At 73.2% G+C, this 24,451-nt stretch carries 18 protein-coding genes; 9 read left to right on the top strand and 9 right to left on the bottom strand.

Features of this window, described 5'->3' with window-relative positions:
* Positions 1 to 131: 131 nt before the first annotated feature.
* The 3 genes from ACSU6M_RS26950 to ACSU6M_RS26940 all read right to left on the bottom strand — a co-directional run bounded on the left by ACSU6M_RS26950 (position 132) and on the right by ACSU6M_RS26940 (position 4,547).
* Positions 132 to 1,223, bottom strand: a complete 1,092-nt coding sequence (locus ACSU6M_RS26950; protein WP_437073001.1) for a LacI family DNA-binding transcriptional regulator — start codon at positions 1,221 to 1,223, stop codon at positions 132 to 134.
* A 67-nt stretch (positions 1,224 to 1,290) separates the two neighbouring features.
* The gene (locus ACSU6M_RS26945) at positions 1,291 to 2,880 is read right to left on the bottom strand and encodes an AMP-binding protein (protein WP_437072999.1); all 1,590 of its coding nucleotides are present in this window, start codon (positions 2,878 to 2,880) and stop codon (positions 1,291 to 1,293) included.
* Entirely contained in the window at positions 2,877 to 4,547 is a 1,671-nt protein-coding gene (locus ACSU6M_RS26940; protein ID WP_437072998.1) for an AMP-binding protein, read from the bottom strand. The genes ACSU6M_RS26945 and ACSU6M_RS26940 overlap by 4 nt, the downstream gene beginning before the upstream one ends.
* A gap of 349 nt (positions 4,548 to 4,896) precedes the next feature.
* Between ACSU6M_RS26940 and ACSU6M_RS26935 the strand changes: the two genes are divergently transcribed.
* The 3 genes from ACSU6M_RS26935 to ACSU6M_RS26925 all read left to right on the top strand — a co-directional run bounded on the left by ACSU6M_RS26935 (position 4,897) and on the right by ACSU6M_RS26925 (position 9,765).
* Complete coding sequence (locus ACSU6M_RS26935; protein ID WP_437075365.1) at positions 4,897 to 5,751, top strand: helix-turn-helix transcriptional regulator; 855 nt, start codon at positions 4,897 to 4,899, stop codon at positions 5,749 to 5,751.
* A 157-nt stretch (positions 5,752 to 5,908) separates the two neighbouring features.
* Complete coding sequence (locus ACSU6M_RS26930) at positions 5,909 to 8,725, top strand: AAA family ATPase (RefSeq protein WP_437072997.1); 2,817 nt, start codon at positions 5,909 to 5,911, stop codon at positions 8,723 to 8,725.
* A 215-nt stretch (positions 8,726 to 8,940) separates the two neighbouring features.
* Complete coding sequence (locus tag ACSU6M_RS26925) at positions 8,941 to 9,765, top strand: S1 family peptidase (RefSeq protein WP_437072996.1); 825 nt, start codon at positions 8,941 to 8,943, stop codon at positions 9,763 to 9,765.
* A 95-nt stretch (positions 9,766 to 9,860) separates the two neighbouring features.
* Here the strand turns inward: ACSU6M_RS26925 and ACSU6M_RS26920 are convergent, their stop codons facing one another.
* Entirely contained in the window at positions 9,861 to 10,967 is a 1,107-nt protein-coding gene (locus tag ACSU6M_RS26920; protein ID WP_437072994.1) for a winged helix DNA-binding domain-containing protein, read from the bottom strand.
* A 125-nt stretch (positions 10,968 to 11,092) separates the two neighbouring features.
* On the opposite strand from ACSU6M_RS26920, the gene ACSU6M_RS26915 reads away from it, so the two are divergent.
* Positions 11,093 to 12,247, top strand: coding sequence for a magnesium and cobalt transport protein CorA (locus tag ACSU6M_RS26915; RefSeq protein WP_437072993.1), 1,155 nt, complete (start codon positions 11,093 to 11,095; stop codon positions 12,245 to 12,247).
* A gap of 34 nt (positions 12,248 to 12,281) precedes the next feature.
* Here the strand turns inward: ACSU6M_RS26915 and ACSU6M_RS26910 are convergent, their stop codons facing one another.
* Positions 12,282 to 13,142: a LysR family transcriptional regulator gene (locus ACSU6M_RS26910; RefSeq protein WP_437072991.1), complete on the bottom strand. Its 861-nt coding sequence runs from the start codon at positions 13,140 to 13,142 to the stop codon at positions 12,282 to 12,284.
* A 353-nt stretch (positions 13,143 to 13,495) separates the two neighbouring features.
* On the opposite strand from ACSU6M_RS26910, the gene ACSU6M_RS26905 reads away from it, so the two are divergent.
* The 3 genes from ACSU6M_RS26905 to ACSU6M_RS26895 all read left to right on the top strand — a co-directional run bounded on the left by ACSU6M_RS26905 (position 13,496) and on the right by ACSU6M_RS26895 (position 15,470).
* Positions 13,496 to 14,098 carry an EamA family transporter gene (locus ACSU6M_RS26905; protein WP_437072990.1) on the top strand — a complete coding sequence of 201 codons (603 nt, stop codon included), beginning with the start codon at positions 13,496 to 13,498 and terminating at the stop codon, positions 14,096 to 14,098.
* Positions 14,099 to 14,167: 69 nt separating this feature from the next.
* Entirely contained in the window at positions 14,168 to 14,965 is a 798-nt protein-coding gene (locus ACSU6M_RS26900) for a polysaccharide deacetylase family protein (protein WP_437072989.1), read from the top strand.
* A gap of 64 nt (positions 14,966 to 15,029) precedes the next feature.
* Positions 15,030 to 15,470 (top strand): SRPBCC family protein, encoded by a 441-nt coding sequence (locus ACSU6M_RS26895; RefSeq protein WP_437072988.1) that lies wholly within the window; start codon positions 15,030 to 15,032, stop codon positions 15,468 to 15,470.
* A gap of 426 nt (positions 15,471 to 15,896) precedes the next feature.
* Here ACSU6M_RS26895 and ACSU6M_RS26890 read toward each other — a convergent pair whose 3' ends face one another.
* The 4 genes from ACSU6M_RS26890 to ACSU6M_RS26875 form a co-directional block, all read right to left on the bottom strand.
* Positions 15,897 to 17,363: an NCS2 family permease gene (locus ACSU6M_RS26890; protein WP_437072986.1), complete on the bottom strand. Its 1,467-nt coding sequence runs from the start codon at positions 17,361 to 17,363 to the stop codon at positions 15,897 to 15,899.
* 209 nt (positions 17,364 to 17,572) lie between these two features.
* The gene (locus ACSU6M_RS26885; RefSeq protein ID WP_437072984.1) at positions 17,573 to 19,960 is read right to left on the bottom strand and encodes a xanthine dehydrogenase family protein molybdopterin-binding subunit; all 2,388 of its coding nucleotides are present in this window, start codon (positions 19,958 to 19,960) and stop codon (positions 17,573 to 17,575) included.
* A 2-nt stretch (positions 19,961 to 19,962) separates the two neighbouring features.
* Positions 19,963 to 20,499 (bottom strand): (2Fe-2S)-binding protein, encoded by a 537-nt coding sequence (locus ACSU6M_RS26880; RefSeq protein ID WP_437072983.1) that lies wholly within the window; start codon positions 20,497 to 20,499, stop codon positions 19,963 to 19,965.
* Positions 20,499 to 21,392 carry an FAD binding domain-containing protein gene (locus ACSU6M_RS26875; RefSeq protein WP_437072981.1) on the bottom strand — a complete coding sequence of 298 codons (894 nt, stop codon included), beginning with the start codon at positions 21,390 to 21,392 and terminating at the stop codon, positions 20,499 to 20,501. The genes ACSU6M_RS26880 and ACSU6M_RS26875 overlap by 1 nt, the downstream gene beginning before the upstream one ends.
* Before the next feature lie 386 nt (positions 21,393 to 21,778).
* Here ACSU6M_RS26875 and ACSU6M_RS26870 point away from each other — a divergent pair, with 386 nt between their 5' ends.
* Both ACSU6M_RS26870 and ACSU6M_RS26865 read left to right on the top strand, forming a co-directional pair.
* Positions 21,779 to 23,479: a PucR family transcriptional regulator gene (locus ACSU6M_RS26870; protein WP_437072979.1), complete on the top strand. Its 1,701-nt coding sequence runs from the start codon at positions 21,779 to 21,781 to the stop codon at positions 23,477 to 23,479.
* A 144-nt stretch (positions 23,480 to 23,623) separates the two neighbouring features.
* Positions 23,624 to 24,385, top strand: a complete 762-nt coding sequence (locus ACSU6M_RS26865; protein ID WP_437072978.1) for a hypothetical protein — start codon at positions 23,624 to 23,626, stop codon at positions 24,383 to 24,385.
* Positions 24,386 to 24,451: the final 66 nt, after the last annotated feature.

Below are 24,451 nucleotides of genomic sequence, written 5' to 3'. Positions count from 1 at the left end.
GCCAGCAGCGACCTCCGGTGTCAAGGGAGAGGACGCGGTGACCTCACCCCGCGCGGAGTTCGCCCGTCAGGGACCGCACCGACCGGCCGCAGGGGCCGAGGTCCCGCCCACTCCGCCGAACTGATGCTCCGTCAGGCCGAGCCGCGCACCACCAGCTGGGTCCGGAGGATGACATGGCGCCACGCCACCTCCGGCTGCTCCATCTCCTCCAGGAGGAGCCGGACCATGGTGCGGCCGATCTCGTCCAGGGGCTGGCGGACCGTGGTGAGGGGCGGGTCGGTGTGCTCGGCGAGGTCGAAGTCGTCGAAGCCGATGACCGCCACGTCGTCGGGGACGCGGCGGCCGGTCGCGCGCAGGACGGCGAGCGCGCCGGCGGCCATGGTGTCGGAGGCGGCGAAGACGGCGTCCAGGTCGGGGTGGCGGTCGAGGAGCTGGGTCATCGCGCGGCGGCCGCTGGCCTCGGTGAAGTCGCCCTCGACGACCAGGGAGTCGGCGCAGAGAAGAGAGTCCCCGAGCACGGCGTCCCCGGCCACGGCGTCGGCGGCTCCGGCGTCCCCGGCCACGGGGGTTCCGGCGTCCGCGAGGGCCTGCCGGTAGCCGCGCAGCCTGCACTGGGCGACGTACATGTCCAGCGGCCCGGCGATGGCCGCGATCTTGCGCCGGCCGCCGCGCAGCAGGCGGCCGACCGCCTCCCGGGCGCCGCCCACGTTGTCGGCGTCGACGTAGGTGACCTGTTCGTCGCCGGAGCGGCGGCCCAGCAGCACGGTCGGCATGCCGGCGTCGGCGAGCAGGTCGGGGAGGCGGTCCTCGGCGCGTACGGACATCAGCAGGACGCCGTCCACCCGGCCGCCGCGCGCGTACTCCAGGAACCGCTGCCGTTCGGCGTCCGTGCGGACCAGGGTGAGCAGCAGCTGGACGGAGGTGTCGGTGAGCGCGTCGCCGACGGAGCGGACGGTCTCGGAGAAGAACGGCTCGCCGAACAGCCGCCAGTCCCGCTCGGTCATCACGAGCGCGACGGCGTCGGCCCGCCGGCCGGCCAGCGAACGCGCCGCCAGATTGGGCACATAGCCGAGTTCGGCGATGGCCCGCTGCACGGCGCGGCGCGTCGAGTCCTTGACGCCCGCCTCGTTGTTGATCACACGGGAGACCGTGCCCCGCCCGACACCGGCGTGGGCGGCCACCTGCTCCAGCGTGGGTGTCGTACCAGGCTGCCGTCTGACCATCTTCACCCCCCAAGGGCGTCCGATCTTACGGGCCGTGTCCTGCCCCGATCGAACGCCCCGAAGGTTCTCAGCCGCCGAACCGCTCCCGCAGCTCCACCTTGCGCACCTTTCCGGACACGGTCATCGGGAAGGTGTCGAGGACCTGGAGTCGGCTGGGGATCTTGTAGTGCGCCAGCCTGCCGTCGCAGAACGCCCTCAGCTCCTCCAGCGTCGGCGGGTCCGCCGCCTCCCTCGGGATCACGCAGGCCAGCACCTCCTCGCCGTAGCGCTCGTGGGGCACGCCGACCACCTGGACGTCGGCGATCTTCGGGTGGGCGTAGAGGAACTCCTCGATCTCGCGCGGGTAGATGTTCTCCCCGCCCCGGATGATCATGTCCTTGATGCGGCCGACGATCTCGACGTAGCCGTCCTCGCGCATCACCGCGAGGTCGCCGGTGTGCATCCAGCGTCCGGCGTCGACGGCCTCGGCGGTCTTGTCGGGCTGGTCCCAGTAGCCGAGCATCACGCTGTAGCCGCGCGTGCACAACTCCCCTGCCGTGCCGCGGGGAAGGGTCACTCCGGTCGCCGGGTCGACGACCTTGACCTCGATGTGCGGGAGCACCCGGCCGACCGTGCCGGTGCGGTGCTCCAGGTCGTCGTCGCGCCGGGTCTGCGTGGAGACGGGCGAGGTCTCCGTCATGCCGTAGCAGATGGACACCTCGGCCATGTTCATCTCGGCGACCACCCGTTTCATCACCTCCACCGGGCAGGGCGAGCCCGCCATGATGCCGGTGCGCAGGGAGGACAGGTCGTACGAGGCGAAGTCGGGGAGGTTCAACTCCGCGATGAACATGGTCGGTACGCCGTACAGCGATGTGCACCGCTCCCGCTCGACCGCGCGCAGGGTGGCCGCCGGGTCGAAGGACGGGGCCGGGATCACCACGCAGGCACCGTGGGAGGTGGCCGCCAGGTTTCCCATCACCATGCCGAAGCAGTGGTAGAAGGGCACGGGGACGCACACCCGGTCCTGCTCGCTGTAGGCGATCAACTCCCCCACGAAATAGCCGTTGTTGAGGATGTTGTGGTGGGAGAGGGTGGCCCCCTTGGGGAAGCCTGTCGTGCCCGAGGTGTACTGGATGTTGATCGGGTCGTCGCAGGACAGGTCCGGGAACGGCACCGCGGTGGCGCGCGCGAGCAGCGCATCCCAGCTCGGGTCGCCGATGAAGACCGCCTCCCGCAACTGCGGGCACGCGCCGCGCACCTGCTCGACCATCGCCCGGTAGTCGCTCGTCCTGTGGCTGAGGGACGCGAAGAGCAGGGAGACGCCGGCCTGTTTCAGGACGTACTCGACCTCATGGGTGCGGTAGGCCGGATTGATGTTCACCATGATCGCGCCGATGCGGGCGGTGGCGTACTGGACGAGCACCCACTCGGGGCAGTTGACCGCCCAGATCCCCACCCGGTCGCCCTTGGTGATCCCGCTCGCGAGCAGCGCGTACGCCAGCTCGTCGACGTCGGCGGCGAATTGGGCGTAGGTCCAGCGCCGTCCGGAGGGGACGTCGACGAGGGCCTCCCGGTCGGGCCAGCGGGCGACGGTCCGGTCGAGGTTGGCCCCGATCGTGTCGCCCAGCAGGACCGTCTCGCTCGTCCCGTGTGTGTACGACAGTTCAGCGGTCACCGGAAGTCCTCCTCGCGGTACTCCGCGTCCGAGCCGGCCGCCGTGGCCTCGCGCAGCTCGATGCGGCGGATCTTGCCGGAGACGGTCTTGGGCAGCTCGCCGAACTCCAGGCGGCGGATGCGCTTGTAGGGGGCGAGGGTGTCCCGTGAGTGCTCGAAGAGCACCTTGGCGGTGTCCGGGCCGGGCTCCCAGCCGTCCGCCAGGACGACGTACGCCTTGGGCACCGCGAGCCGCAGCTCGTCCGGCGCGGGCACGACGGCGGCCTCGGCGACGGCCTCGTGCTCCAGCAGGGCGCTCTCCAGCTCGAAGGGGGAGATCTTGTAGTCGGACGCCTTGAAGACATCGTCACTGCGTCCGATATACGTCAGATATCCCTCTTCGTCCCTCGATGCGACGTCCCCTGTCCGGTAGTAGCCGTCCGCCATCGCCTCGGCCGTGCGCTCCGGGTCGCCGTGGTAGCCGGTCATCAGGCCGACCGGGCGGGCGGACAGATCGAGCGCGATCTCCCCCTCGCTCGCGCCGGGCGCGCCGGTGACGGGGTCGAGGAGCTCGACGCGGAAGCCGGGGCTGGGGCGGCCCATGGAGCCGGTCTTCAGCGTCTGGCCGGGGCTGTTGGAGACCTGGACGGCGGTCTCGGTCTGGCCGAAGCCGTCCCGGATGGTCACCCCCCAGGCCCGCCGCACCTGTTCGATGACCTCCGGATTCAGCGGCTCGCCCGCGGCGACGGCCTCGCGGGGCGGAGTGGCGAGCTGGGAGAGATCGGCCTGGATGAGCATGCGCCACACGGTCGGCGGCGCGCAGAAGGTGGTGACGCCCGCGCGGTCCATCTCGGCCATCAGCCGGGCGGCGTCGAAGCGGGTGTAGTTGAAGACGAAGACGGTCGCCTCGGCGTTCCAGGGGGCGAAGAGGTTGGACCAGGCGTGCTTGGCCCAGCCGGGCGAGGAGATGTTCAGGTGCACATCTCCGGGCTTCAGGCCGATCCAGTACATCGTGGCGAGGTGGCCGACCGGGTAGGAGGTGTGGGTGTGCTCGACCAGCTTGGGGCGGGCGGTGGTGCCGGAGGTGAAGTAGAGCATCAGGGTGTCGTCGGCGCGGGTCGGGCCGTCGGGGGTGAAACCGGGCGGTGCCGCGTACGCCTCCTCGTAGGCGTGCCACTCCCCGCCGGTGCCGCCGACCGCGATCCGGGTGTAGTCGCCGGGGACCTCGGTGAACTTGGCGGTGTCCTCGGCGCGCACGAGCACATGCCGGACCCGGCCGCGCTCGACGCGGTCGCGCAGGTCGGCGGGGCCGAGCAGCGGGGTGGCGGGGATGACGACGGCGCGCAGCTTCATCGCGGCGAGGGCGGTCTCCCACAGTTCGGCCTGGTTGCCGAGCATGACGAGGACGCGGTCGCCGGCGGTGACCCCGAGGCCGCGCAGCCAGTTCGCGACGCGGTCGGAGCGGTCGGAGAGTTCGGCGAAGGAGAGCAGTGTCTCGGTGCCGTCCTCCTCGACGATGTGCAGGGCGGTGCGGTCGTTGCCGTCCGCGATCCGGTCGAACCAGTCGAGCGCCCAGTTGAAGTGCTCGGGGCGCGGCCACGCGAAGCCTTCGTAGGCGGTGGCGTAGTCCTCGCGGTGCTCCAGCAGGAAATCCCGTGCCCGCAGGAAGTCCTCCGTGGCCGTCGTCATCTGTCCTCCTTGGTTCCGGACCATTGCCGGGCGGCTCCCCGTCATCGTGTAATCCGTGATGCAGGTCTCACTACCCCCGAACGGGGGTGGACGGCCCGAGGTTGCGGCCGGGGGCTGTGCGGCGGGTCGGGTCGCCGGGAGGATGGATCCGGGACGGCCGGCGACGGGACGCCGGGCGGCTGGGCGCGGACGCCTGACGGTCGGCGACGGGAGGCCGGGCGGCCGGTGGCGGTACCGGGAAGGCCGGTGGCGGAACGCCGGCGCGGGCAGGCAGGGCTCGGCAGGGCCGGGTGAGCTGGGTGGGCTGGGTGGGCTGGGTGGAAAGGGCGAGCGGGTGGCGGCGGAGACGATGACGGCCGGGGCGCCGGGCGCGGATCTGCGCACGGCGTTGCTGCGGCTGCGCCGGGCGACGGGCCTGCCGGTGGCCTTCGGCGGGCTGGTGGAGGCCGGACGGCCACGCCTGCGGATCAGTGAGCTCAGCGGCACGGCGACCCCCGCGCTGCGCTCGCTGGCGGTGACCTCGGGCAGCGGCCTGGGCGGCAAGGCGGTGGCGCTGTCGCGTCCGTGCGCGGTGGCGGACTACTCGGCCTCGCGGCAGATCAGCCACGAGTACGACGTGCCGGTCGCCGCCGAGGGCCTGCGCTCGGTGCTGGCGGTGCCCGTGGTGGTACGGCGCCGGGTGCGCGGTGTGCTCTACGGCGCGCTGCGCACGGCTCAGCCGCTGGGCGACCGCACGCTGCGGGCGGCCGTGGAGGTGGCTCGGGACGTGGAGCAGGCGCTGCTGGTGGCCGAGGAGGCGCGTGGACTGCTCGCGGCGGCTGCCCCGGCCGCGGCCTCCCCCGTGTCCGCCGACACCGGCGCGGCGGCCCGTGAGCGGATGCGGGAGGCGCACGCGGCGCTGCGGGCGCTGGCCCCGCGCATCACGGACCCGGCGCTGCGGGAGGAGCTGCTGCGGGCGTGCGGGCTGCTCGTACCGGACGGACCGGACGCTGGGCACGCGCCGGTCGCCGTGGACCTCGCCCCGCGGGAGGTCGACGTACTGGCCTGGGTGGCGGCCGGCGCCACCAACGCCACGGCGGCCGCCCGGCTGGGGCTGCGCCCCGAGACGGTCAAGAGCTATCTGCGCTCGGCGATGCGCAAGCTGGGGGCCCGCACGCGCGGCGAGGCCGTCGCGGCGGCGCGCCGGGCGGGGGCGCTGCCCTAACCGGCGGCCGGGCCGTCATGACCACCGTCTCTTCATATACCGGCGCCCAGAATTTCCGTATGCTCCCAGGTTGTTATTTCCCTCACCACCTCGTCACTCCGGATTTCAATGAGACGTTGCCTAGAATTTGGCACGCCCACGACACGCGGAGGGAGCGGTGACCGTGCGACGGGACTTCCAGGAGCCTGCCCGATGCCGCTCCGAGCTGGTCATCGGCCGGGAGGACCTGTTCGGCGCCGCGCGTGAACAGCTCGGCCGGGGCGGCAGCGTGCTGCTCCACGGACCCGCCGGAATCGGTAAATCCACCGTTCTTCGGGCATTGGCCGCAGAGTACGGCAATACGGCACGAACCGTGCTGCGCTGTTCGGCCACCGAGTCCGAATCCCATCTGCCGTTCCTGGCCCTGGCCGATCTGCTGGGCCTGGTGCTGCACGAGGTGTCCGACCAGCTGCCCGCCGCCCAGCGCACCGCGCTGGAGTCCGCGCTGACCGGCCGCGGCGAGTCCACCCTCCAGCGCGACGGGCTCGCCCTGCGTCTGGCGGTGCTGTCGGTGCTGCGGGCGCTCGCCGCCCAGGGACCGGTGCTGGTCGTCGCCGACGACCTCCAGTGGCTGGACTCCGCCAGCGCCGAACTGCTCGGCTTCGCCGCCCGCCGCCTCGGCGACTTCCCGGTGCAGCTGCTGTGCGCGGTGCGCACCGAGGGCCAGGAGTACGACCGCTACGCGCAGGCCACCTCGCCGGACACCCTCCCGCTGCGGCTCGGCCCGCTGACCCGCGCCCAGGTCTCCCAGCTGCTGGACCAGGGCGGCTACGACCGGCTGCCGCGCTCCACGGTCCGGGACATCCACCGCACCAGCGGCGGCAACCCGCTGTTCGCCCTGGAGCTGGGCCGCGCGCTCGCCGAGAGCACCACCGCGCTGCGGCCGGGCGAGCCGCTGCCGGTGCCGACCTCGCTGCGCGCCCTGGTGCTCAGCCGCCTGGAGATGCTGTCGGACGAGGCCCGCCACACCCTCCTCGTCGCCAGCGCCGGCGCCCGCCCCACGCTGGCCCTGCTGCACGCGGCCGGCCGGGAGAACGCCGAGGCGGAGACCGCGCAGGCGGCCGCGCTCGGCCTGGTGGTGACCGAGCCGGAGGCGCCCGCGCTGCGGTTCGCGCACCCGCTGATCTCGGCCGCGCTGTACGCGGAGGCGCCCGCGCAGTCCCGGCGCGCCGCGCACGCCGCGCTGTCCACCGCCGCCTCCGACCCGATCGAACGCGCCCGGCACCTGGCGCTGGCCACCACCGGCACCGACCCCGAGGTCGCCGCACGCCTCGGGGAGGCCGCAGCGCTCGCCCGCGACCGGGGAGCGCCGTCGGTCGCGGCCTCCCTCGGGCTGCTCGCCGCCCGGCACACCCCGGCCGGCATGGTGCCCGCCCCCGACACCCGCCGGCTCCAGGCCGCCGAGGACGCGCTGACCGCGGGCGAGGTGGACCTGGCGCGGGACATCGCCCGCGATGTGCTCACGCGGGCCACCGCCTCCGGGGACCGGGTGCGGGCCTGGATGGTGGTCATCGAGTCCGCCGGGCAGGCGCTCGGCGAGGTCGACGCCTGCTTCCCACAGGCCCTCGCCGACGCCGGGGACGACCCGCGCCTCCTCGCCCAGGTCCACTACCAGCTGGCCTGGCGCGGACTGGTCGTCGTCGGCGACTTCGCCGAGGCCCGGCAGGAGGCCGAGCACGCCGCCGAACTGGCCGCGCGGGCCGGCGACCGGCGCACCGAGCTGCTCGCGCTGTCCTTCCAGGCGCAGACCGAGACCCTGATGGGCCACCCGAACGCGCCCCAGACCATCAAGCGCGCCCTGCGCGAGCCGCAGGACCCGCAGGTCGCCTGCCATCACAACGGCGCCGGCGCGGCCCGCTTCCGCTGGCTGATCATGAGCGACCAGCTGGCCGAGGCCCGCGCCACCGTCACCGCCCTGCTGCGCGAGGCACGGCGGCGCGGCAACGTCGAGAGCGAGGTGCACTTCATGCGCTCGCTCGCGGAGACGGAACTGCGCGCCGGGCAGTGCGGCCGCGCGCTCGACCTCGCCCGCGAGGGGCTGCGGCTGGCGCGCGACTGCGGTATCGGCGAGGGTGCCTCCGCCATGCTCACCTCCCTCGCGGAGGCATCGGGCGGGGACACCGAGCGGGCCCTGGAGCTGGCCCGCGAGGCGGTGGCGCACGCCGAGGAGGACGGCGACCCGATGTATCTGTCGCTGGCCCACGGGGCCCTCGGACACGCCCAGCTGGTGAGCCAGGACGCCGCGGGCGCGGTCCAGTCGCTGCGCCGCGTACGGCAGTTGGAGGAGAGCCTGGGCGTGACCGACCCGGCCCGCGGCCGCTGGCACGGCAATCTCGCCGAGGCCCTGGTGCTGGTCGGCGAGACCGCCGAGGCGCAGGAGCTGATCGACGTCACCCGCGAGCACGCGCTGCGGCTCGGCCGGGAGAGCGTGCTGGCCGTCCTGGACCGGGCCGAGGCGCTGGTGCGTGCCGCGCGCGGCGAACACGAGGCGGCCGTCGCCCAGTTGACGTCCGTGCAGGACCGGCTCGCCAAGCTGGGCTACGGCCTGGAGGAGGCACGGGCGGCCTTCGCGCTGGCCCGGCTGCGGACCGGGCGGCCCGGTCCGACGTCGTACGACGAGGCGGAGCGGCTGTTCCGGCGGTGCCGGGCGCTGCCCTGGCTGAAGCAGGTCGAGGCGGCCGCGGCGGCCGGACCGGCACGGGCGGCCGGGCAGCCGGCCGCGCCCGCCGAGGCCGACGCGCTCGAAGGGCTCGCCTCGATGGAACGCCAGGTCGCGGCGCTGGTGATGGAGGGCGCGACCAACCGCGAGATAGCCGGGCGGCTGTTCATCAGCGTCAAGACGGTCGAGGCCACGCTGACCCGGGTCTACCGCAAGCTCGGCATCCGCTCCCGCGTGGACATCGTCCGCCTGGCCGCGGGGCGGCACGCGAAGTAGGCCGCAAGCGGGTCGGCCGCGGGCCGGCGGTGCGGCGCGACCGAGGGTTTTCCCTGCCCCAACTCCGTTAGGGGGTTCCCTCATTGGGGACGTGCGGGCCCGGTCCTAGCGTAGGGGTCGTGCCGCTCGCCGGGCACACGGGGGTCGGTCCCGAGACCCCCGTGCACCACCCCCCACCCCGTGCGACCCCCCACCGGCCACCCTTGAGGAGACTCATGTTCGGGTTCACCCGTGCAAGAAGGTCCGCCGCCGCCCCGTCCGCCCTCCCGAAGAAGTCCGCCGTGGCCCTCGCGGTCGGCGCCGCCGCTGCCGCCACCGCCCTGGCCGGCGCTCCCTCCGCCGTCGCCGCCCCCAACCCGATCGTGGGCGGCACCACGACCACGACCTCCGCGTACCCGTTCATGATGCAGATCACCGACGCCTCCCAGAACCAGTTCTGCGGCGGCACGCTGGTCTCCCCGACCAAGGTCGTCACCGCCGCGCACTGCATGGTCGGCGAGACCACCAGCTCCGTCCGCGTGGTCGGCGGCCGCACCTACCTCAACGGCACCAACGGCACGGTCGCCCGGGTCAGCAGGATCTGGATCCACCCGAACTACAGCGACGCCACCAACGGCGAGGACGTGGCCGTCCTGACGCTGTCGACGTCGATGCCGTACACCACCGCCAAGTACGTCACCTCCTCCCAGACGGGCGTGTACGCGGCCGGCACCACCGCCCGGGTGCTCGGCTGGGGCACCACCCGCGAGAACGGCAGCTCCTCCAACCAGCTGCGGACGGCCACCGTGCCGACCGTGTCCGACAGCAGCTGCGCGAGCTCCTACGGCTCCGACTTCGTCGCGAGCGAGATGGTCTGCGCCGGATACACCTCCGGCGGCGTGGACACCTGCCAGGGCGACAGCGGCGGTCCCCTGCTCATCGGGGGCGTCCTGGCAGGGATCACTTCCTGGGGCGAGGGGTGCGCGCGGGCCGGGTACCCGGGTGTCTACACCCGCCTGACGACGTTCTCCGACCTCGTCACCCAGCAGGTCAACTCCTGACCCCAGAAGACTCCTGAGTACCCCTCAGGTGAATGACCAGGGGGCGTTGCGGGCCTCCACGAGCGGCCCGCAACGCCCCCTCTCCATGTCCGGGCTCAGCCGATGACCGTCCCGAACCTCACCTCGAGGGCCGCCTCCCCGTGCAGCGTGCCGAGCATCCGGGCCCCCTCCTCGGCCACCTGGGCGCGCTGCCGCCCGGTGAGCTCGCGGAAGGGCTCGACGACGAGGGCGCCGTCGACGATCCGCCAGACGCCGGCCAGGAAGCCGTCGACGAGGAGGGGGCAGTAGAAGGTGTTGGCCTGCCAGGTGCGGCCCCGGTCGGCGGGCGGGATGACGCGGGTGCGGTCGGCGTGGGAGAGCAGCAGATTGTCGAACTCGGGCAGGAAGCGCGGCGGGGCCGGGGTGTCCGGGTCGGGGCGGGGGGCGTCGGGCAGGTCGAAGAGTTCGACGCCGTTCTCGTCGCGGAAGGTGAGCAGCCGGGGGCGGAGCCGTTCGAAGGCGGGGCGGGTCCGGGTCAGTCCCGACCAGGTCTGGAAGTCCTTGACGGAGGCGGGGCCGAAGGCGGCGAGGTAGCGCAGGACGGTGGTGTCGGGGGACGCGGCGGGCTCGGCGGGGCGGTCCAGCCAGCGCTCGGCGGTGGTGAGGCGGACCTGGGCGCTGCGGCCCCACATCCCGCGCGGGGTGATCTGGACGAGGGGCAGCTTGCAGCGGGCGGCGACGGCCAGGGCCTGCGGGTCGGCGTCCGGCCACCGGGCGCTCAGGGCCTCCCGCAGCTCCTTCATCGTGCGCGGCTCCTCCTCGACGAGGTCCCGGGCGAGCACGGCGAGCCGGTCGAGGTCGACGCCGACGAGGCCCTTGCGGAAGTAGCCGATCTCCCGGTCGCGGGCGGGCTGCACCAGCGGACGCAGCGTCAGGGCGTCGTCGGCGGTGTGCAGATGGATGGTGGACCGCATGGTGACGATGCGCACCAGCTCACGGCGCTCCAGCAGCCCCGACAGCTCCTCGGGCCCGAAGCCCTCCAGCCGGGCCGCGAGCGCGTAGTAGGGCGGCTTGACCTCCTGGGCCTGGAGGCCGACGAGATGCTCCACCGCCGCCTTCGCGGACAGCGGCGTACGGCGCAGCAGCGACTGCCTCTCCAGGGTCGCGCGGTTGAGGGCGCGGGTGCCGAGCACGGGGGCGGCGGCGGACGTCGTCTTCGTCATACGGGCACGCTAGCGGGGCTTGCGGACGATTACTGTCCTCGATCCGCCGCCCGGTGGGGTGCGGTGCGCCCCCGATACCCTTCCCCCTGATCAAGCCGCCCGTGCACGACCGAGAGGCACCCGCGATGGCCGAGCGACGCTCCCGTCCCGCCGCCAGGGGCCGGGGAAGGTACGTCTGGCGCCGCACGCCGAGCGCGCCTCCGGCGGCGGCTGACGAACCGGCGCCCGCCGCGCCGGCCGCCCCGGAGACCGTGGGGATCGGCAGCGTGGTCGAGTCGGCGCTGTACCGCGACGGTGTCCGGGTCGCCTCCCCCGGCACGCTCGCCGAGACCTTCCGCGAGCTGCGCCGGCAGCCCGAGGGCATGGCGTGGATCGGCCTGGCCCGGCCGACGGAGGCCGAACTGCTCTCCATCGCCGCCGAGTTCGATCTGCACCCGCTGGCGGTGGAGGACGCCCTGGAGGCCCATCAGCGGCCCAAGCTGGAGCGCTACGGCGACACACTCTTCGTCGTGCTGCGCGCCACCCGCTACCTCGACGCCCCCGAGGAGATCGACTTCGCCGAGCTGCATGTGTTCGTGGGCCCGGACTTCGTCATCACGGTCCGGCACGGCGCGGCGCCCGACCTGTCGGCGGTCCGCCGCCGTATGGAGGCGTCGCCGGACCTGCTGAGGCTGGGCCCCGAGGCGGTCCTGTACGCCATCCTCGACGCGGTCGTGGACGGCTACGCGCCGGTCGTGGCGGGCGTCCAGAACGACATCGACGAGATCGAGACGGAGGTGTTCCGCGGCGACCCGGAAGTCAGCCGCCGCATCTACGAACTCTCCCGCGAGATGGTCGAGTTCCAGCGCGCCACCCGTCCCCTCGTCGGCATGCTGCACGGCCTGATGGCCGGCTTCTCCAAGTACGGCACCGACGACGAACTCCAGCGCTATCTGCGGGACGTCGCCGACCACGTCACCCACACCAGCGAGCGCGTCGACGGCTTCCGCCAGGCGCTCACCGAGATCCTCACCGTCAACGCCACCCTGGTCACCCAGCAGCAGAACGCGGAGATGCGGGCGCTGGCGGAGGCGGGCTTCGAGCAGAACGAGGAGATCAAGAAGATCTCCAGCTGGGCGGCCATCCTGTTCGCGCCCACATTGGTCGGCACCATCTACGGCATGAACTTCGCGCACATGCCGGAGCTGCACTGGACGTTCGGCTACCCCTTCGCGATCGCCCTCATGGGGGTGGTCTGCACCAGCCTGTACGTCGTCTTCAAGCGGCGGGGCTGGCTGTGAGGACGGGGTTCGCCGCCGCGCTGTGCGCCCGTGCTCACGTGGTCCGGGTGCGGTAGAGGTCGGTGATCAGTTCCACGGCGGCCCGGGTCGCGGGGTGGGGGTCGTCGCGCCACCAGGCGAGGCGGACGGCGACCGGGTCGGCGTCGCGGACGGGGCGGTAGACGACGCCGGGGCGGCGGTACTGGTGGGCGGTGGACTCGGCGGTCATGCCGACGCGGCGGCCCCCGGCGATGGCGGTGAGCCAGTCGTCGACGTCATGGGTCTCCTCGGTGGCGGGACGGATCTCCGGCGGCCACAGGTCGGGGGTGGTGGTGCCGGTGCGGCGGTCGACGAGGAGCGTGCGGCCGCTGAGGTCGGCGAGCCGCACGGACCGGCGGCGGGCGAGGGGGTCGTCGGCGGCGAGGGCGCACAGCCGGCGCTCCAGGCCGACGATCGTGCTGTCGAAGCGGCGGTCGTCCAGGGGCCGGCGCACCACCGCCAGATCGCTGCTGCCCTCGGCGAGCCCGGCGGTCGCGGAGTTGACGCGCACGAGGTGCAGTTCGGTCGCCGGGTGGGCGGCGGCCCAGCGGCGCTGGAAGGCGAGGGTGTGCCGGCCGAGCGCGGCCCAGGCGTAGCCGATCCGCAGCCGCTCGGCCCCGTGCGCCGCCTCCCGTACCAGGTCCTCCACCTCGGCGAGCACCCGTCGGGCGTGGGCGAGGACGCGCAGCCCGGTGCCGGTCGGGGTCACCGAGCGGGAGGTGCGCCGCAGCAGCCGCGCGCCGAGGGTCTCCTCCAGCGCGGCGAGGGTGCGGGAGACGGCCGCCTGCGAGACGCCGAGGGCGAGGGCGGCGTCGGTGAAGGTGCCCTCGTCGGCGATCGCGACCAGACAGCGCAGATGACGCAGTTCCACATCCATGCGTCCAGCGTATGGATCGGCCGGCCGTTGCATTTTGCGCAAGCCGGTGGTGATCGCACGCTCGGACCATGTCGACCCTCCCCGCCCGCCCCGCCGCCGTCCCCGCCCCCGCCGCGCCTGCGTCCCGGAGGCGGCTCGCGGGGGTCGCCACCATGCTCGGCAGCGGGCTGTCCAATCAGTGCGGTGCCGCGCTCGGCGCGTTCGCGTTCCCGGTCATCGGGCCCGTGGGCGTGGTGGCCGTGCGCCAGTACGTGGCCGCGGCGGTGCTGTCGGCGGTGGCCCGGCCGCGGCTGCGGTCGCTGACCGCGCGGCAGTGGCGGCCGGTACTGCTGCTGGCCCTGGTGTTCGGGACGATGAACCTGTCGCTGTACAGCGCGGTGGACCGGGTGGGCCTGGGGCTCGCGGTCACCCTGGAGTTCGTCGGTCCGCTCGCCCTCGCGCTGGCCGGTGCGCGCCGCCGTCTGGACGCGTGCTGTGCGCTCGTCGCCGCGGCAGGTGTGGTCACGCTGATGCGGCCGCGTCCGTCGGCCGACTACCTCGGCATGGGCCTCGGGCTGCTGGCGGCCGGGTGCTGGGCGGCGTACATCCTGCTCAACCGGACGATCGGCGAGCGCATACCGGGGGCGCGGGGCGCGGCGGCCGCGGCCGTGGTGTCGGCGGGGCTGTTCCTGCCGGTGGGCGTGGTCGTCGCCGCCGTGCGTCCGCCGACGGCCGGGGCGCTGGGGTACGCCGTGGCGGCGGGGGTGCTGTCGTCGGCGGTGCCCTATCTCGCCGACCTCTTCACGCTGCGCCGGGTGCCGGCCCAGGTCTTCGGGCTGTTCATGAGCGTCAATCCGGTGCTCGCCGCGCTGGTGGGTCTCGTCGTCCTCGGGCAGCGGCCGGGGGTGGCCGAGTGGGCGGGCATCGGGGCCGTGGTGGCGGCGAACGCGGTGGCGATGGCGGGCCGCAAGGGGTGAGGAAGAGCGGAGAAAGCGCAGACAGGCCCACTATGAACCACGTATATAGACGCTGTGTATAGTCCCCGCATGCCTTCTCTGACCAAGAAGTTTCCGACCCGGAAGACGAAGAACTCGGGGGCCGGGTTCCGCGCCGCCGCACTCGGCGCCGCCGCCACCGCCCTGACGCTGGCGCTCACGGGCTGCACCCAGCTGGAGACGACCGCGCCCAGCGCGGTGCGCGCCCAGGCCGCCGGGGCCCCGGCGCCGTTCGGGACCGTCGACTGCCGCAAGGCCAAGTGCATCGCGCTGACCTTCGACGCCGGCCCCAGCGAGCACTCCGCGCGGCTGCTGGACATCCTGAAGCGGGAGCAGGTCCCGGCGACCTTCTTCCTGCTGGGCAAGCGGCACATCGAGAAGTACCCGGAGCTGGTGAGGCGGATGGCCGACGAGGGCCATGAGCTGGCCAGCCACACCTGGACCCACCGCAACCTCACCGACCTCAGCCCCGAGGAGATACGCGAGGAGCTGCGGCGCCCGAACGAGGAGATACGGCGGCTCACCGGGCGCACCCCGACCCTGATGCGCCCGCCGCAGGGCCGCACCGACGACACCGTGCACAAGATCTGCCGCGAGCTGGGCCTGGCGGAGGTGCTGTGGAGCGTGACCGCCAAGGACTACAAGACCAACGACTCCGCCCTCATCACCCAGCGCGTCCTCGACCAGTCCTCCCGCGACGGCATCATCCTGCTCCACGACCTCTACGACGGCACCGTCCCGGCCGTTCCCGGCATCATCAAGGCCCTCAAGGAGCGCGGCTACGTCTTCGTGACCGTCCCTCAGCTCCTGGCACCCGGAAAGGCGGAGCCGGGCAAGGTCTACCGCTAGGGGTGTCTCGTCGGTCAGGCCGGGTCAGCGAGACACCCCTGGGGGGTGTCCTTAGGATCGTCGCGTGGTCCTCTTCCTCCTTCAGCGCACGGTCCCGCTGCCCCTCGACGAGGTGTGGCACCGGCTCACGCAGTGGCCCCGGCACGGGGACGTGGTGCCGCTGACCCGCGTCACCGTGGCCACTCCCCCGCCGACCGGTGCGGGCACGGTCGTCGTGGCCCGCTCCGGTGCCGGGCCGCTGGCCTTCGACGACCGGATGGAGATCACCGTGTGGCGGCCTCCGGCGGACGGGGAGCCGGGGCTGTGCCGGCTGGAGAAGCGCGGCCGGGTGGTGCTGGGCTGGGCCGAGATCGAGGTGCGGCCGGAGCCCGGCGGGCGGGCGCGGGTGCTGTGGCGGGAGGAGCTGGGGGTGCGGTTCCTGCCGCGGGCCGCCGACCCGCTCCTCGGCGCCGCGGCCCGCGCGGTCTTCGGACGGGCGGTCGACCGGCTGCTCGGGACAGCCTGATCCCACCGCGGACGGCCACCGAAGCCTCCGCCCTGATCCCACTGCGGACGGCCGGCGGAGCCTGCGTCCTGATCCCACTGCGGACGGCCACCGAAGCCTCCGCCCTGATCCCACTGCGGTCGGCCGCCCGAAGCCACCGTCCTGATTCGCCGCGGACGGCTCGCGGAGCCTCGGTCCTGATCCCACTGCGGACAGCCGTCCGAAGCCACCGTGTCTGGGAGCCGTGGGGACGGGCCGGCGGGGGCCGGCCCACGAGGGCCGCGGGACCGGACACCGTCCGCGCCACCGCCGCCGCCTCCCGTCGGGCGGCGGCGGTGAGCGCGGACGCGACCACCGGCCGGACGGCGTCCCTCGTCCGGACCGGGGTGACCAGGAGGTCGATGGCGAGCGGCCGGGGCGAGTGGGGCGCCCGGGCCGCTCCTCCCGCTAGTGGACGCCCAGCCAGCCCTCGATGGGGCTCAGGGCGAAGAAGACCACGAAGATCGCGGTCAGGCCCCACATGAACGCGCCGATCTCCCGGGCCTTGCCCTGGGCGATCTTGATGGCGACGTAGGCGATGACACCGGCCGCCACACCCGCGGTGATGGAGTAGGTGAACGGCATGATCACCACGGTGAGGAAGACCGGGATCGCGGTGGCTCTGTCGGACCAGTCCACGTGCCGGGCGTTCATCATCATCATCGCGCCGATGACGACCAGGGCGGCGGCGGCCACCTCGCCGGGCACGATCGCGGTGAGCGGGGTGAAGAACAGACACGCCGCGAAGAACAGGCCGGTCACCACCGAGGCGAGACCCGTACGGGCGCCCTCCCCGACACCGGTGGCCGACTCGACGAACACGGTCTGCCCGGACGCGCCGGACACACCGCCGATCGCGCCGCCCGCGCCGTCGATGAACAGCGCCTTGGACAGGCCCGGCATCCGGCCCTGCTCGTCGGCGAGCTTGGCCTCGGTGCCGACGCCGATGATGGTCGCCATGGCGTCGAAGAAGCCGGCCAGCACCAGGGTGAAGACGATCATGCCGACGGTCATCGCGCCGACCTCGCCCCAGCCGCCGAACTCGACGTCACCGAAGATCGAGAAGTCGGGCATCGACACCGCGCTGCCGTGCAGCTCGGGGGCGCCGGACGCCCACTGCTTGGGGTCGATGGCACCGGCCGCGTTGAGGATCACGGCGATCAGGGTGCCGCCGACGATGCCGATGAGGATGGCGCCGGGGACGTTGCGCGCCTGGAGCATGAAGATGCCGAGCAGGGTGACGGCGAACAGCAGCACCGGCCAGCCCGCCAGTTCACCGGCCGGCCCGAGGATGACCGGGCCACCGCCGGGAGCGGCGTTCTCGTGCACGAAGCCGGCCTTCACCAGACCGATCAGCGCGACGAACAGACCGATGCCCATGGTGATGGCGTGCTTCAGGGCGAGCGGGATGGCATTCATGATCATTTCACGCAGGCCGGTGACGACCAGCAGCATGATGACCACGCCGTACATCACACACATGCCCATGGCCTGCGGCCAGGTCATCTCCGGGGCGACCTGCGAGGCGAGGACGCCGGAGACGGAGAGGCCGGCGGCGAGCGCGAGGGGCACCTTGCCGACGAAGCCCATGAGCAGCGTGGTGAGCGCCGCCGCGAAGGCGGTCGCGGTGATCAGGGCCTTCTGGCTGAGGATGTCCCCGGCCGCGTCCTCGCCGGACAGGATCAGGGGGTTGAGCAGCAGGATGTACGCCATCGCCATGAAGGTGGTGATGCCGCCGCGCACCTCACGCGCGATGGTCGATCCCCGCTGGGATATGTGGAAGTAACGGTCGAGCCAAGCCCGTCCGGCGGGAACGCGGGTACCTGCACCCGCGTCCTCCGCGACGGCCTTCGGCTCCAGTGACTGCTGGGTCATGTGGGCCTACTCCCAAGGTTCATAGGGGCACCCGGTCAACCGCCGTGGCGGCTGCGGGATTTGGGATGGTGCTTCGGCCGCACGACCCGGGGGACGGCCCGAGACGAACGATTCCAGTCTTTTTTCCGGGTGCCGCGAGCGGTGCGGCTCCGGAGTACTCCGGGCGGCGCGGGGAGGCTGTGACGTTCCGTGCGCCGCCCGGAGGGTCTTCATGAGGTGCCGGTCAGGTGTTCCGGTCGTACCGGTGTCCTGTTCAGCTCCCGTCCGGTCGCGTCCCGGATCGCCGCGAGGACGGCCGGGGTGGACGACAGGGTGGGGGCCTCGCCGGCGCCGCGCAGCCCGTACGGGGCGTGGTCGTCGGCGAGTTCGAGCACGTCGACAGGGATGGTCGGCGTGTCGAGGATCGTGGGGATCAGGTAGTCCGTGAACGAGGGGTTCCTGACCTTGGCCGTCCGCGGGTCGACGATGATCTCTTCCATCACCGCGACACCGAGACCCTGGACGGTGCCGCCCTGGATCTGGCCCACGACGGACAGCGGGTTGAGGGCCTTGCCGACGTCCTGGGCGCAGGCCAGCTCGACGACCTTGACCAGGCCGAGCTCGGTGTCCACCTCGACGACCGCGCGGTGCGCGGCGAAGGAGTACTGGACGTGGCCGTTGCCCTGGCCGGTGCGCAGGTCGAAGGGTTCGGTCGGGCGGTGCCGCCACTCGGCCTCCACCTCGACGGACTCGCCGTCGAGGACGTCCACCAGGTCGGCGAGGATCTCGCCGCCTTCGGTGGCGACCTTGCCGCCCTCCAGGACGAGTCCGGCGGTGGCCCAGGCGGGGTGGTGGGGGCCGAACCTGCGGCGCCCGAGCTCCAGGACCTTCTCCCGGACCAGCTCGCAGCAGTGCTTCACGGCGCCGCCGGTGACGTACGTCTGCCGGGAGGCCGAGGTGGAACCCGCGGAGCCGACGCGGGTGTCGGCCGGGTGGATGGTCACCTGGGTGACGCCCAGTTCCGTGCGGGCGATCTGGGCCTGGACGGTGACACCGCCCTGGCCGACCTCCGCCATCGCGGTGTGGACCGTGGCGACCGGCTCGCCGCCCAGGACCTCCATGCGCACCCTGGCCGTGGAGTAGTCGTCGAAGCCCTCGGAGAAACCGACGTTCTTGATGCCGACCGCGTAGCCGACGCCCCGCACGACGCCTTCGCCGTGGGTGGTGTTGGACAGACCGCCCGGCAGCTGCCGTACGTCCGCGCCCTCGCTGGACTCCCACTGGCGCTCCGGCGGCATCGGCATCGCCTTGACCCGGCGCAGCAGTTCGGCGACCGGGGCGGGCGAGTCGACGCTCTGGCCCGTCGGCATCAGGCTGCCCTGCTCCATGGCGTTGAGCTGCCGGAACTCCACCGGGTCCAGGCCGAGCCGCGCCGCCAGCTTGTCCATCTGCGCCTCGTAGGCGAAGCACGCCTGCACCGCGCCGAAGCCGCGCATCGCGCCGCAGGGCGGGTTGTTGGTGTAGAGGGCGAGGGCCTCGATGTCGACGTCGTCGACGACGTACGGGCCGACCGACAGGGACGAGGCGTTGCCCACGACCGCCGGGGAGGCGGAGGCGTAGGCGCCGCCGTCCAGGACGATCCGGCACCTCATGTGCGTGAGCTTGCCGTCCTTGGTGGCGCCGTGCTCGTAGTGGAGCGTGGCCGGGTGGCGGTGGACGTGTCCGAAGAAGGACTCGAACCGGTTGTAGACGATCTTGACGGGTTTGCCGGTGCGCAGTGCCAGCAGGCAGGCGTGGATCTGCATCGACAGGTCCTCGCGGCCGCCGAACGCGCCGCCGACGCCGGACAGCGTCATCCGCACCTTGTCCTCGGGCAGGCCGAGGACCGGCGCGATCTGGCGCAGGTCGGAGTGGAGCCACTGGGTGGCGATGTAGAGGTGGACGCCGCCGTCCTCCTCCGGGACCGCGAGGCCGGACTCGGGGCCGAGGAATGCCTGGTCCTGCATGCCGAAGGTGTACTCGCCCTCGACGATCACGTCCGCCCGCTCGCGGGCCTTGGCCACGTCGCCGCGGACGATCGGCTGGCGGTGCACGATGTTGGGGTGCGGGACGTGGGCGGCGTGGTGGTCGTCGCGGTTCTCGTGGATCAGGATCGCGTCCGGTGCGAGCGCGGCGGCCTCGTCGGTGACGACGGGCAGCTCGCGGTACTCGACGTGGATCTTCGCGGCGGCGCGGCGGGCCGTCTCCGGGTGGTCGGCGGCGACGATCGCGACGGGCTCGCCGTGGTGGCGGACCTTGCCGTGGGCGAGGACGGGGGTGTCCCGGATCTCCAGGCCGTAGTGCCTGACGTCGGTGGGCAGGTCGTCGTACGTCATGACGGCGTACACGCCCGGCGTGGCGAGCGCCTGGGAGGTGTCGATGGAGACGATCTCGGCGTGCGCGACGGTGGAGCGCAGGATCTGGCCCCAGAGCATGTCCTCGTGCCACATGTCGGACGAGTACGCGAACTCGCCGGTGACCTTGAGGGTGCCGTCGGGGCGGAGCGTGGACGCGCCGATGCCGCCCTCGGCCGTCGCGCCCTGGGTGAGCTTCGTGGGGGTACCGCTGGGGGAAGCCATGGTCAGACCGCCTCTCCCTGCCGGGCGGCCGCGAGCCGGACCGCGTCCATGATCTTCTCGTAGCCCGTGCAGCGGCACAGGTTGCCGGACAGGGCCTCGCGGATGTCCGCGTCGGTCGGGTCGGGGTTGCGTTCCAGCATCTCGTCGGCGGCGACGAGCAGGCCGGGAGTGCAGAAGCCGCACTGGACGGCGCCGGCGTCGATGAACGCCTGCTGGATCGGGGAGAGCTCGGTGCCCTCGCCGGTCTGCGAGTCGGTGCCCCCGTCCTGGAGGGACGTACCGCACCGCTGCCTGGCGTAGTCCGCCAGCCCCTCGACGGTGACGACCTCGCGGCCCTCGGCCTGGCCGGCCGCGACCAGACAGGCGCAGACCGGCACACCGTCGAGTCTGACCGTGCAGGAGCCGCACTCGCCCTGCTCACAGGCGTTCTTCGAGCCCGGCAGGCCGAGCCGTTCGCGCAGCACGTACAGCAGGGACTCGCCCTCCCAGACGTCGTCGGCCTGCTGCGGGCGTCCGTTGACGGTGAAGTTGACGCGCATCACGCGGCTCCCTCCGAGACGCGGCGGGCGCCGCGGTACGACTCCCAGGTCCAGGTCAGGGTGCGGCGGGCCATCACGCCGACCGCGTGCCGGCGGTAGCTCGCGGTGCCCCGGACGTCGTCGATCGGGTTGCAGGCGGCGGAGCAGAGCCGGGCGAACTGCTGGGCGACCGACGGGGTGATGATCTTGCCGTTGTCCCAGAAGCCGCCCTCGTCGAGGGCCGCGTTCAGGAACTCCTCGGCGGCCTCGGCCCGGACCGGGGTCGGGGCGGCCGAGCCGATGCCGGTGCGCACGGTGCGGGTCCGCGGGTGCAGGGCGAGACCGAAGGCGCACACGGCGATGACCATGGCGTTGCGGGTGCCGACCTTGGAGAACTGCTGGGGGCCGTCCGCCTTCCTGATGCGGACCGCGCGGATCAGCTCGTCCGGCTGGAGCGCGTTGCGCTTGACGCCGGTGTAGAACGCGTCGATCGGGATCAGGCGGGTGCCGCGGGCGGCGGACTCCGCCTCGACCTCGGCGCCGGCCGCCAGCAGCGCCGGGTGGGCGTCACCGGCCGGGGAGGCGGTGCCGAGGTTGCCGCCGACGCCGCCGCGGTTGCGGATCTGCGGGGAGGCGACCGTGTGGGACGCCAGGGCCAGTCCCGGCAGCTCGGAGCGCAGGTTCTCCATGATCCGCGTGTACGGGACGGAGGCGCCCAGTCGTACGCTGTCCTCGCCGACCTCCCACTCGTAGAGATCGCCGATCCGGTTGAGGTCGAGCAGGTACTCGGGGCGGCGGTGATCGAAGTTGATCTCGACCATCACATCGGTCCCACCCGCGATCGCGACAGCGGTGGGGTGCTCGGCCTTAGCGGCGAGCGCCTCCTCCCAGCTGGCGGGGCGAATGAAGTCCATGGCCGGCTCTCTTCGTGGTGTCGGGGTCGTGCAGATCGAGCAGATCGAGCCAATCCGGCTGCGTCGGGTGCGGCTCGTTCATGTTCTGTTAACGCGGAGTGGGGTCAGTACACAGCGCGCTGCTCCAGTGGGGTCAGTCACCGAAACCATGAAGGAGTTGGCTGGCCTCGGAGGTCATCTTGTAGATTCGTATGAACAGAGGTCATCAGTAACCTCCCGGTTTTCCTGTGGAAACGTGAGACACAGCCCAGGTGACCTGGGGCACGGCCCGAACCGCGGTCCGACGACGGCTCGGACGGACCGGCCGCGCCTGCGGGCGGCCCTCACCCGGCCTCACCCTCCAAGATCCATCGTAGTTTTCGAGACAAAGAACGGCGGCGACGAGAATGCGGCTGCGCGCACTGCTGGACACGGACGCGCTGGGCCTCAGGCTGCTCGGCGGCGAGGACGAGCTGGACCGCACCGTGCGCGGGGTCATGACGACCGACCTCAGGGACCCGAGCCGCTACCTGTCCGGTGGCGAGCTGGTGCTGACGGGCCTGGCGTGGCGCCGGGACGCCGGCGACTCCGAGCCGTTCGTACGGATCCTGGCGCAGGCCGGTGTGGCCGCCCTCGCGGCCGGTGAGGCCGAGCTCGGGGACGTGCCGGAGGACCTGGTCCAGGCGTGCGCCCGGCACCGGCTGCCGCTGTTCGCGGTGCACGAGTCGGTGGCCTTCGCGACGATCACCGAGCATGTCGTGCGGCAGGTCAGCGGCGAGCGCGCCGGGGACCTGGCGGCGGTCGTGGACCGGCACCGGCGGATGATGACCTCCGGTCCGGCGGGCGGCGGCCCGGACGTGGTCCTGGACCTGCTGGGCTCCGACCTGGACCTGCGGGCCTGGGTGCTGTCCCCGGCGGGGCGGCTGATCGCCGGTCCGAAGGTCGCGGGCCCGGCGCTGCCCGCCGAGGTGTGCGCGAAGCTCGCGGGCGAGCATCTGGCGGCCGTACGCACCGGGCGGCGCGGTCCGCACCGGGTGCTGATCGGTTCGACGACGTACTCGCTCTTCCCCATCCGCAGCTCGGGGCACCGCCCGGCCGCGGCTGGGGAAGGACGGGCCCCGCAGGCGGCCGGGGACGTGCGGGCGAGCGTGCTGTCGGACTGGCTGCTGGCGGTGGAGGCGGACGCGGGCGACTGGCCCGAGGAGCGCCTGGACCTGGTGCACGGCGTCACCCAGCTGATCGCGGTCGAGCGGGACCGCCGGGACGCCGCCCGCACGGTCCGCCGCCGGCTCGCCCAGGAGGTGCTGGAGCTGGTGCAGACCGGCGCGGCGCCCGCCGAGATCGCGGCCCGTCTGCGGGTGGCCGCGCCGGTGCTGCTGCCCGGCCTCGGGGCCGCGCCGCACTGGCAGGTCGTCGTGGCCCGCGTCGAGTGGAGCGGCGGGGACCTGGACGGCGGGTCGGTGGCGCAGTCGCTGCTGGAGGAGATCCTCGTCGACCCGCACAGCACCGGCCCCGAGCCCTCCGACCGGATCGCGGTGGCCCACACCGGCGACGAGGCGATCGCGCTGGTGCCGCTGCCCGCGGTCACCGGCGAGCACGACGGCGACGAGGCCGGGATCCTCGCCGACACCCTGCTCAAGGCTGTCGGGGAGCCCCTGTCCGCGGGGCTCGACGGCGACGGGCGGGTGACGGTGGGCGTCAGCGCGGCCGTGCACTCCGCGGAGGGGCTGCGCGGCGCGCTGGAGGAGGCGCGGCACGCCCGGCGGGTGGCGGCGGCGCGGCCCGGACGGGTGTGCGCGGCCGGCCATCAGGAACTGGCCTCGCACGTCCTGCTGCTGCCCTTCGTCCCGGACGACGTGCGGCGCGCCTTCACCGCCCGGCTGCTGGACCCGCTGCGCGACTACGACCGCCGGCACCGCGCGGAGCTGATTCCGACGCTGGAGGCGTTCCTGGAGTGCGACGGCTCCTGGACCCGCTGTGCCTCCCGGCTGCACCTGCACGTCAACACGCTGCGTTACCGGGTGGGCCGTATCGAGCAGTTGACGAGTCGGGACCTGTCCCGGCTGGAGGACAAGCTGGACTTCTTCCTGGCGCTGCGGATGAGCTGAAACCTGAAGTGGGCGCGGTGTCCCACGACTTTGTGAAATCCTTCACCCACCCTCTTGGCCGGGCCGTGTGATCCGTGCTGAGATGCGGCCACCACTCAACAGCTCGATGGCGTGCTCGGGGAGGGCGAGGTGGCGTATACCGCCATGTCTGGTAACGGAACGAACGCCGGTGACGATCCACTCCAGACCGCGGTATGGCGGCTGCGCTCACGGGCCTGCTGGGCCGACGCGGCCGCCCTGCTGAGGCCGGCCGGGGCGGCGACCGCCCTGCAGCGTGCCGCGCTGCTGGTGGAGCGATGTCTGTACACCGAGCAGGGCTGGGAGGACGCCGAGGAGGCCCTGCGGGTCGCCGAGGCCCTTGCCAGCGGGGACGAGGAGCGGGGCGCGGCCGCTTGTGAACGCGGGTACTTGGCCTACGCGGCCACGCTGCTCGGGGTGCGCGACCGGGCGGACGAGGCGCGCGCCGCGCTCGGCCGGGCGGCCGCGCTGATCCCGCCGGACACCGCGGACCGGGCGCTGCTGGACTTCCGGCGCGGCCTGGTCGCGCAGAACCTCAGCGGCTCGCCGCAGGCCGCGCGAGCCGCGTTCCGCCGCGCCCACGCGGGGGCGACGGCCCACTCCGACACCCTGCTGCTGTCCTTCACCTGGCGCCACCTCGCCGGACTCGCCCTGCGCGAGGGCGAGTTGGCCGAGGCGAGGCACGGCTTCGCCGAATCCCTGCGGCTGCGCGAGGAGTTGGGCTACCTCGTCGGCACGGCCCCCGCCCTGGTCTCCCTCGCCGACGCCGAGACCGAACCGGAGGCCACCCGCCTCCGCGACGAGGCCCGCCGCCTCTTCCGCCTCCTCGGCGGCGTACCGACCTGGCTGGCCCGCCAACTGACAGCACCACCGGCAGCGACCGCGTAAGCGCCTGCGGCGGGAGGTCTGGCGCCGACTCCCGCAGCAGCGGGGCGGGCAGGGCATCAAAGCGAG

The sequence above is a fragment of the Streptomyces sp. enrichment culture genome (assembly GCF_964272895.1).
GTDB lineage: Bacteria > Actinomycetota > Actinomycetes > Streptomycetales > Streptomycetaceae > Streptomyces.
Note: the sequence above shows the minus strand (reverse complement) of the source record. Positions and strands in the feature narration are given on the sequence as shown.

What these genes read in the sequence shown, in the direction of transcription:
- ACSU6M_RS26950 (WP_437073001.1), bottom strand. Translation starts at nt 1,223, where the DNA reads ATGGTCAGACGGCAGCCTGGTACGACACCCACGCTGGAGCAGGTGGCC.
- ACSU6M_RS26940 (WP_437072998.1), bottom strand. Translation starts at nt 4,547, where the DNA reads ATGACGACGGCCACGGAGGACTTCCTGCGGGCACGGGATTTCCTGCTG.
- ACSU6M_RS26935 (WP_437075365.1), top strand. Translation starts at nt 4,897, where the DNA reads ATGACGGCCGGGGCGCCGGGCGCGGATCTGCGCACGGCGTTGCTGCGG.
- ACSU6M_RS26925 (WP_437072996.1), top strand. Translation starts at nt 8,941, where the DNA reads ATGTTCGGGTTCACCCGTGCAAGAAGGTCCGCCGCCGCCCCGTCCGCC.
- ACSU6M_RS26920 (WP_437072994.1), bottom strand. Translation starts at nt 10,967, where the DNA reads ATGACGAAGACGACGTCCGCCGCCGCCCCCGTGCTCGGCACCCGCGCC.
- ACSU6M_RS26915 (WP_437072993.1), top strand. Translation starts at nt 11,093, where the DNA reads ATGGCCGAGCGACGCTCCCGTCCCGCCGCCAGGGGCCGGGGAAGGTAC.
- ACSU6M_RS26910 (WP_437072991.1), bottom strand. Translation starts at nt 13,142, where the DNA reads ATGGATGTGGAACTGCGTCATCTGCGCTGTCTGGTCGCGATCGCCGAC.
- ACSU6M_RS26905 (WP_437072990.1), top strand. Translation starts at nt 13,496, where the DNA reads ATGAACCTGTCGCTGTACAGCGCGGTGGACCGGGTGGGCCTGGGGCTC.
- ACSU6M_RS26900 (WP_437072989.1), top strand. Translation starts at nt 14,168, where the DNA reads ATGCCTTCTCTGACCAAGAAGTTTCCGACCCGGAAGACGAAGAACTCG.
- ACSU6M_RS26890 (WP_437072986.1), bottom strand. Translation starts at nt 17,363, where the DNA reads ATGACCCAGCAGTCACTGGAGCCGAAGGCCGTCGCGGAGGACGCGGGT.
- ACSU6M_RS26885 (WP_437072984.1), bottom strand. Translation starts at nt 19,960, where the DNA reads ATGGCTTCCCCCAGCGGTACCCCCACGAAGCTCACCCAGGGCGCGACG.
- ACSU6M_RS26880 (WP_437072983.1), bottom strand. Translation starts at nt 20,499, where the DNA reads ATGCGCGTCAACTTCACCGTCAACGGACGCCCGCAGCAGGCCGACGAC.
- ACSU6M_RS26875 (WP_437072981.1), bottom strand. Translation starts at nt 21,392, where the DNA reads ATGGACTTCATTCGCCCCGCCAGCTGGGAGGAGGCGCTCGCCGCTAAG.
- ACSU6M_RS26870 (WP_437072979.1), top strand. Translation starts at nt 21,779, where the DNA reads ATGCGGCTGCGCGCACTGCTGGACACGGACGCGCTGGGCCTCAGGCTG.
- ACSU6M_RS26865 (WP_437072978.1), top strand. Translation starts at nt 23,624, where the DNA reads ATGTCTGGTAACGGAACGAACGCCGGTGACGATCCACTCCAGACCGCG.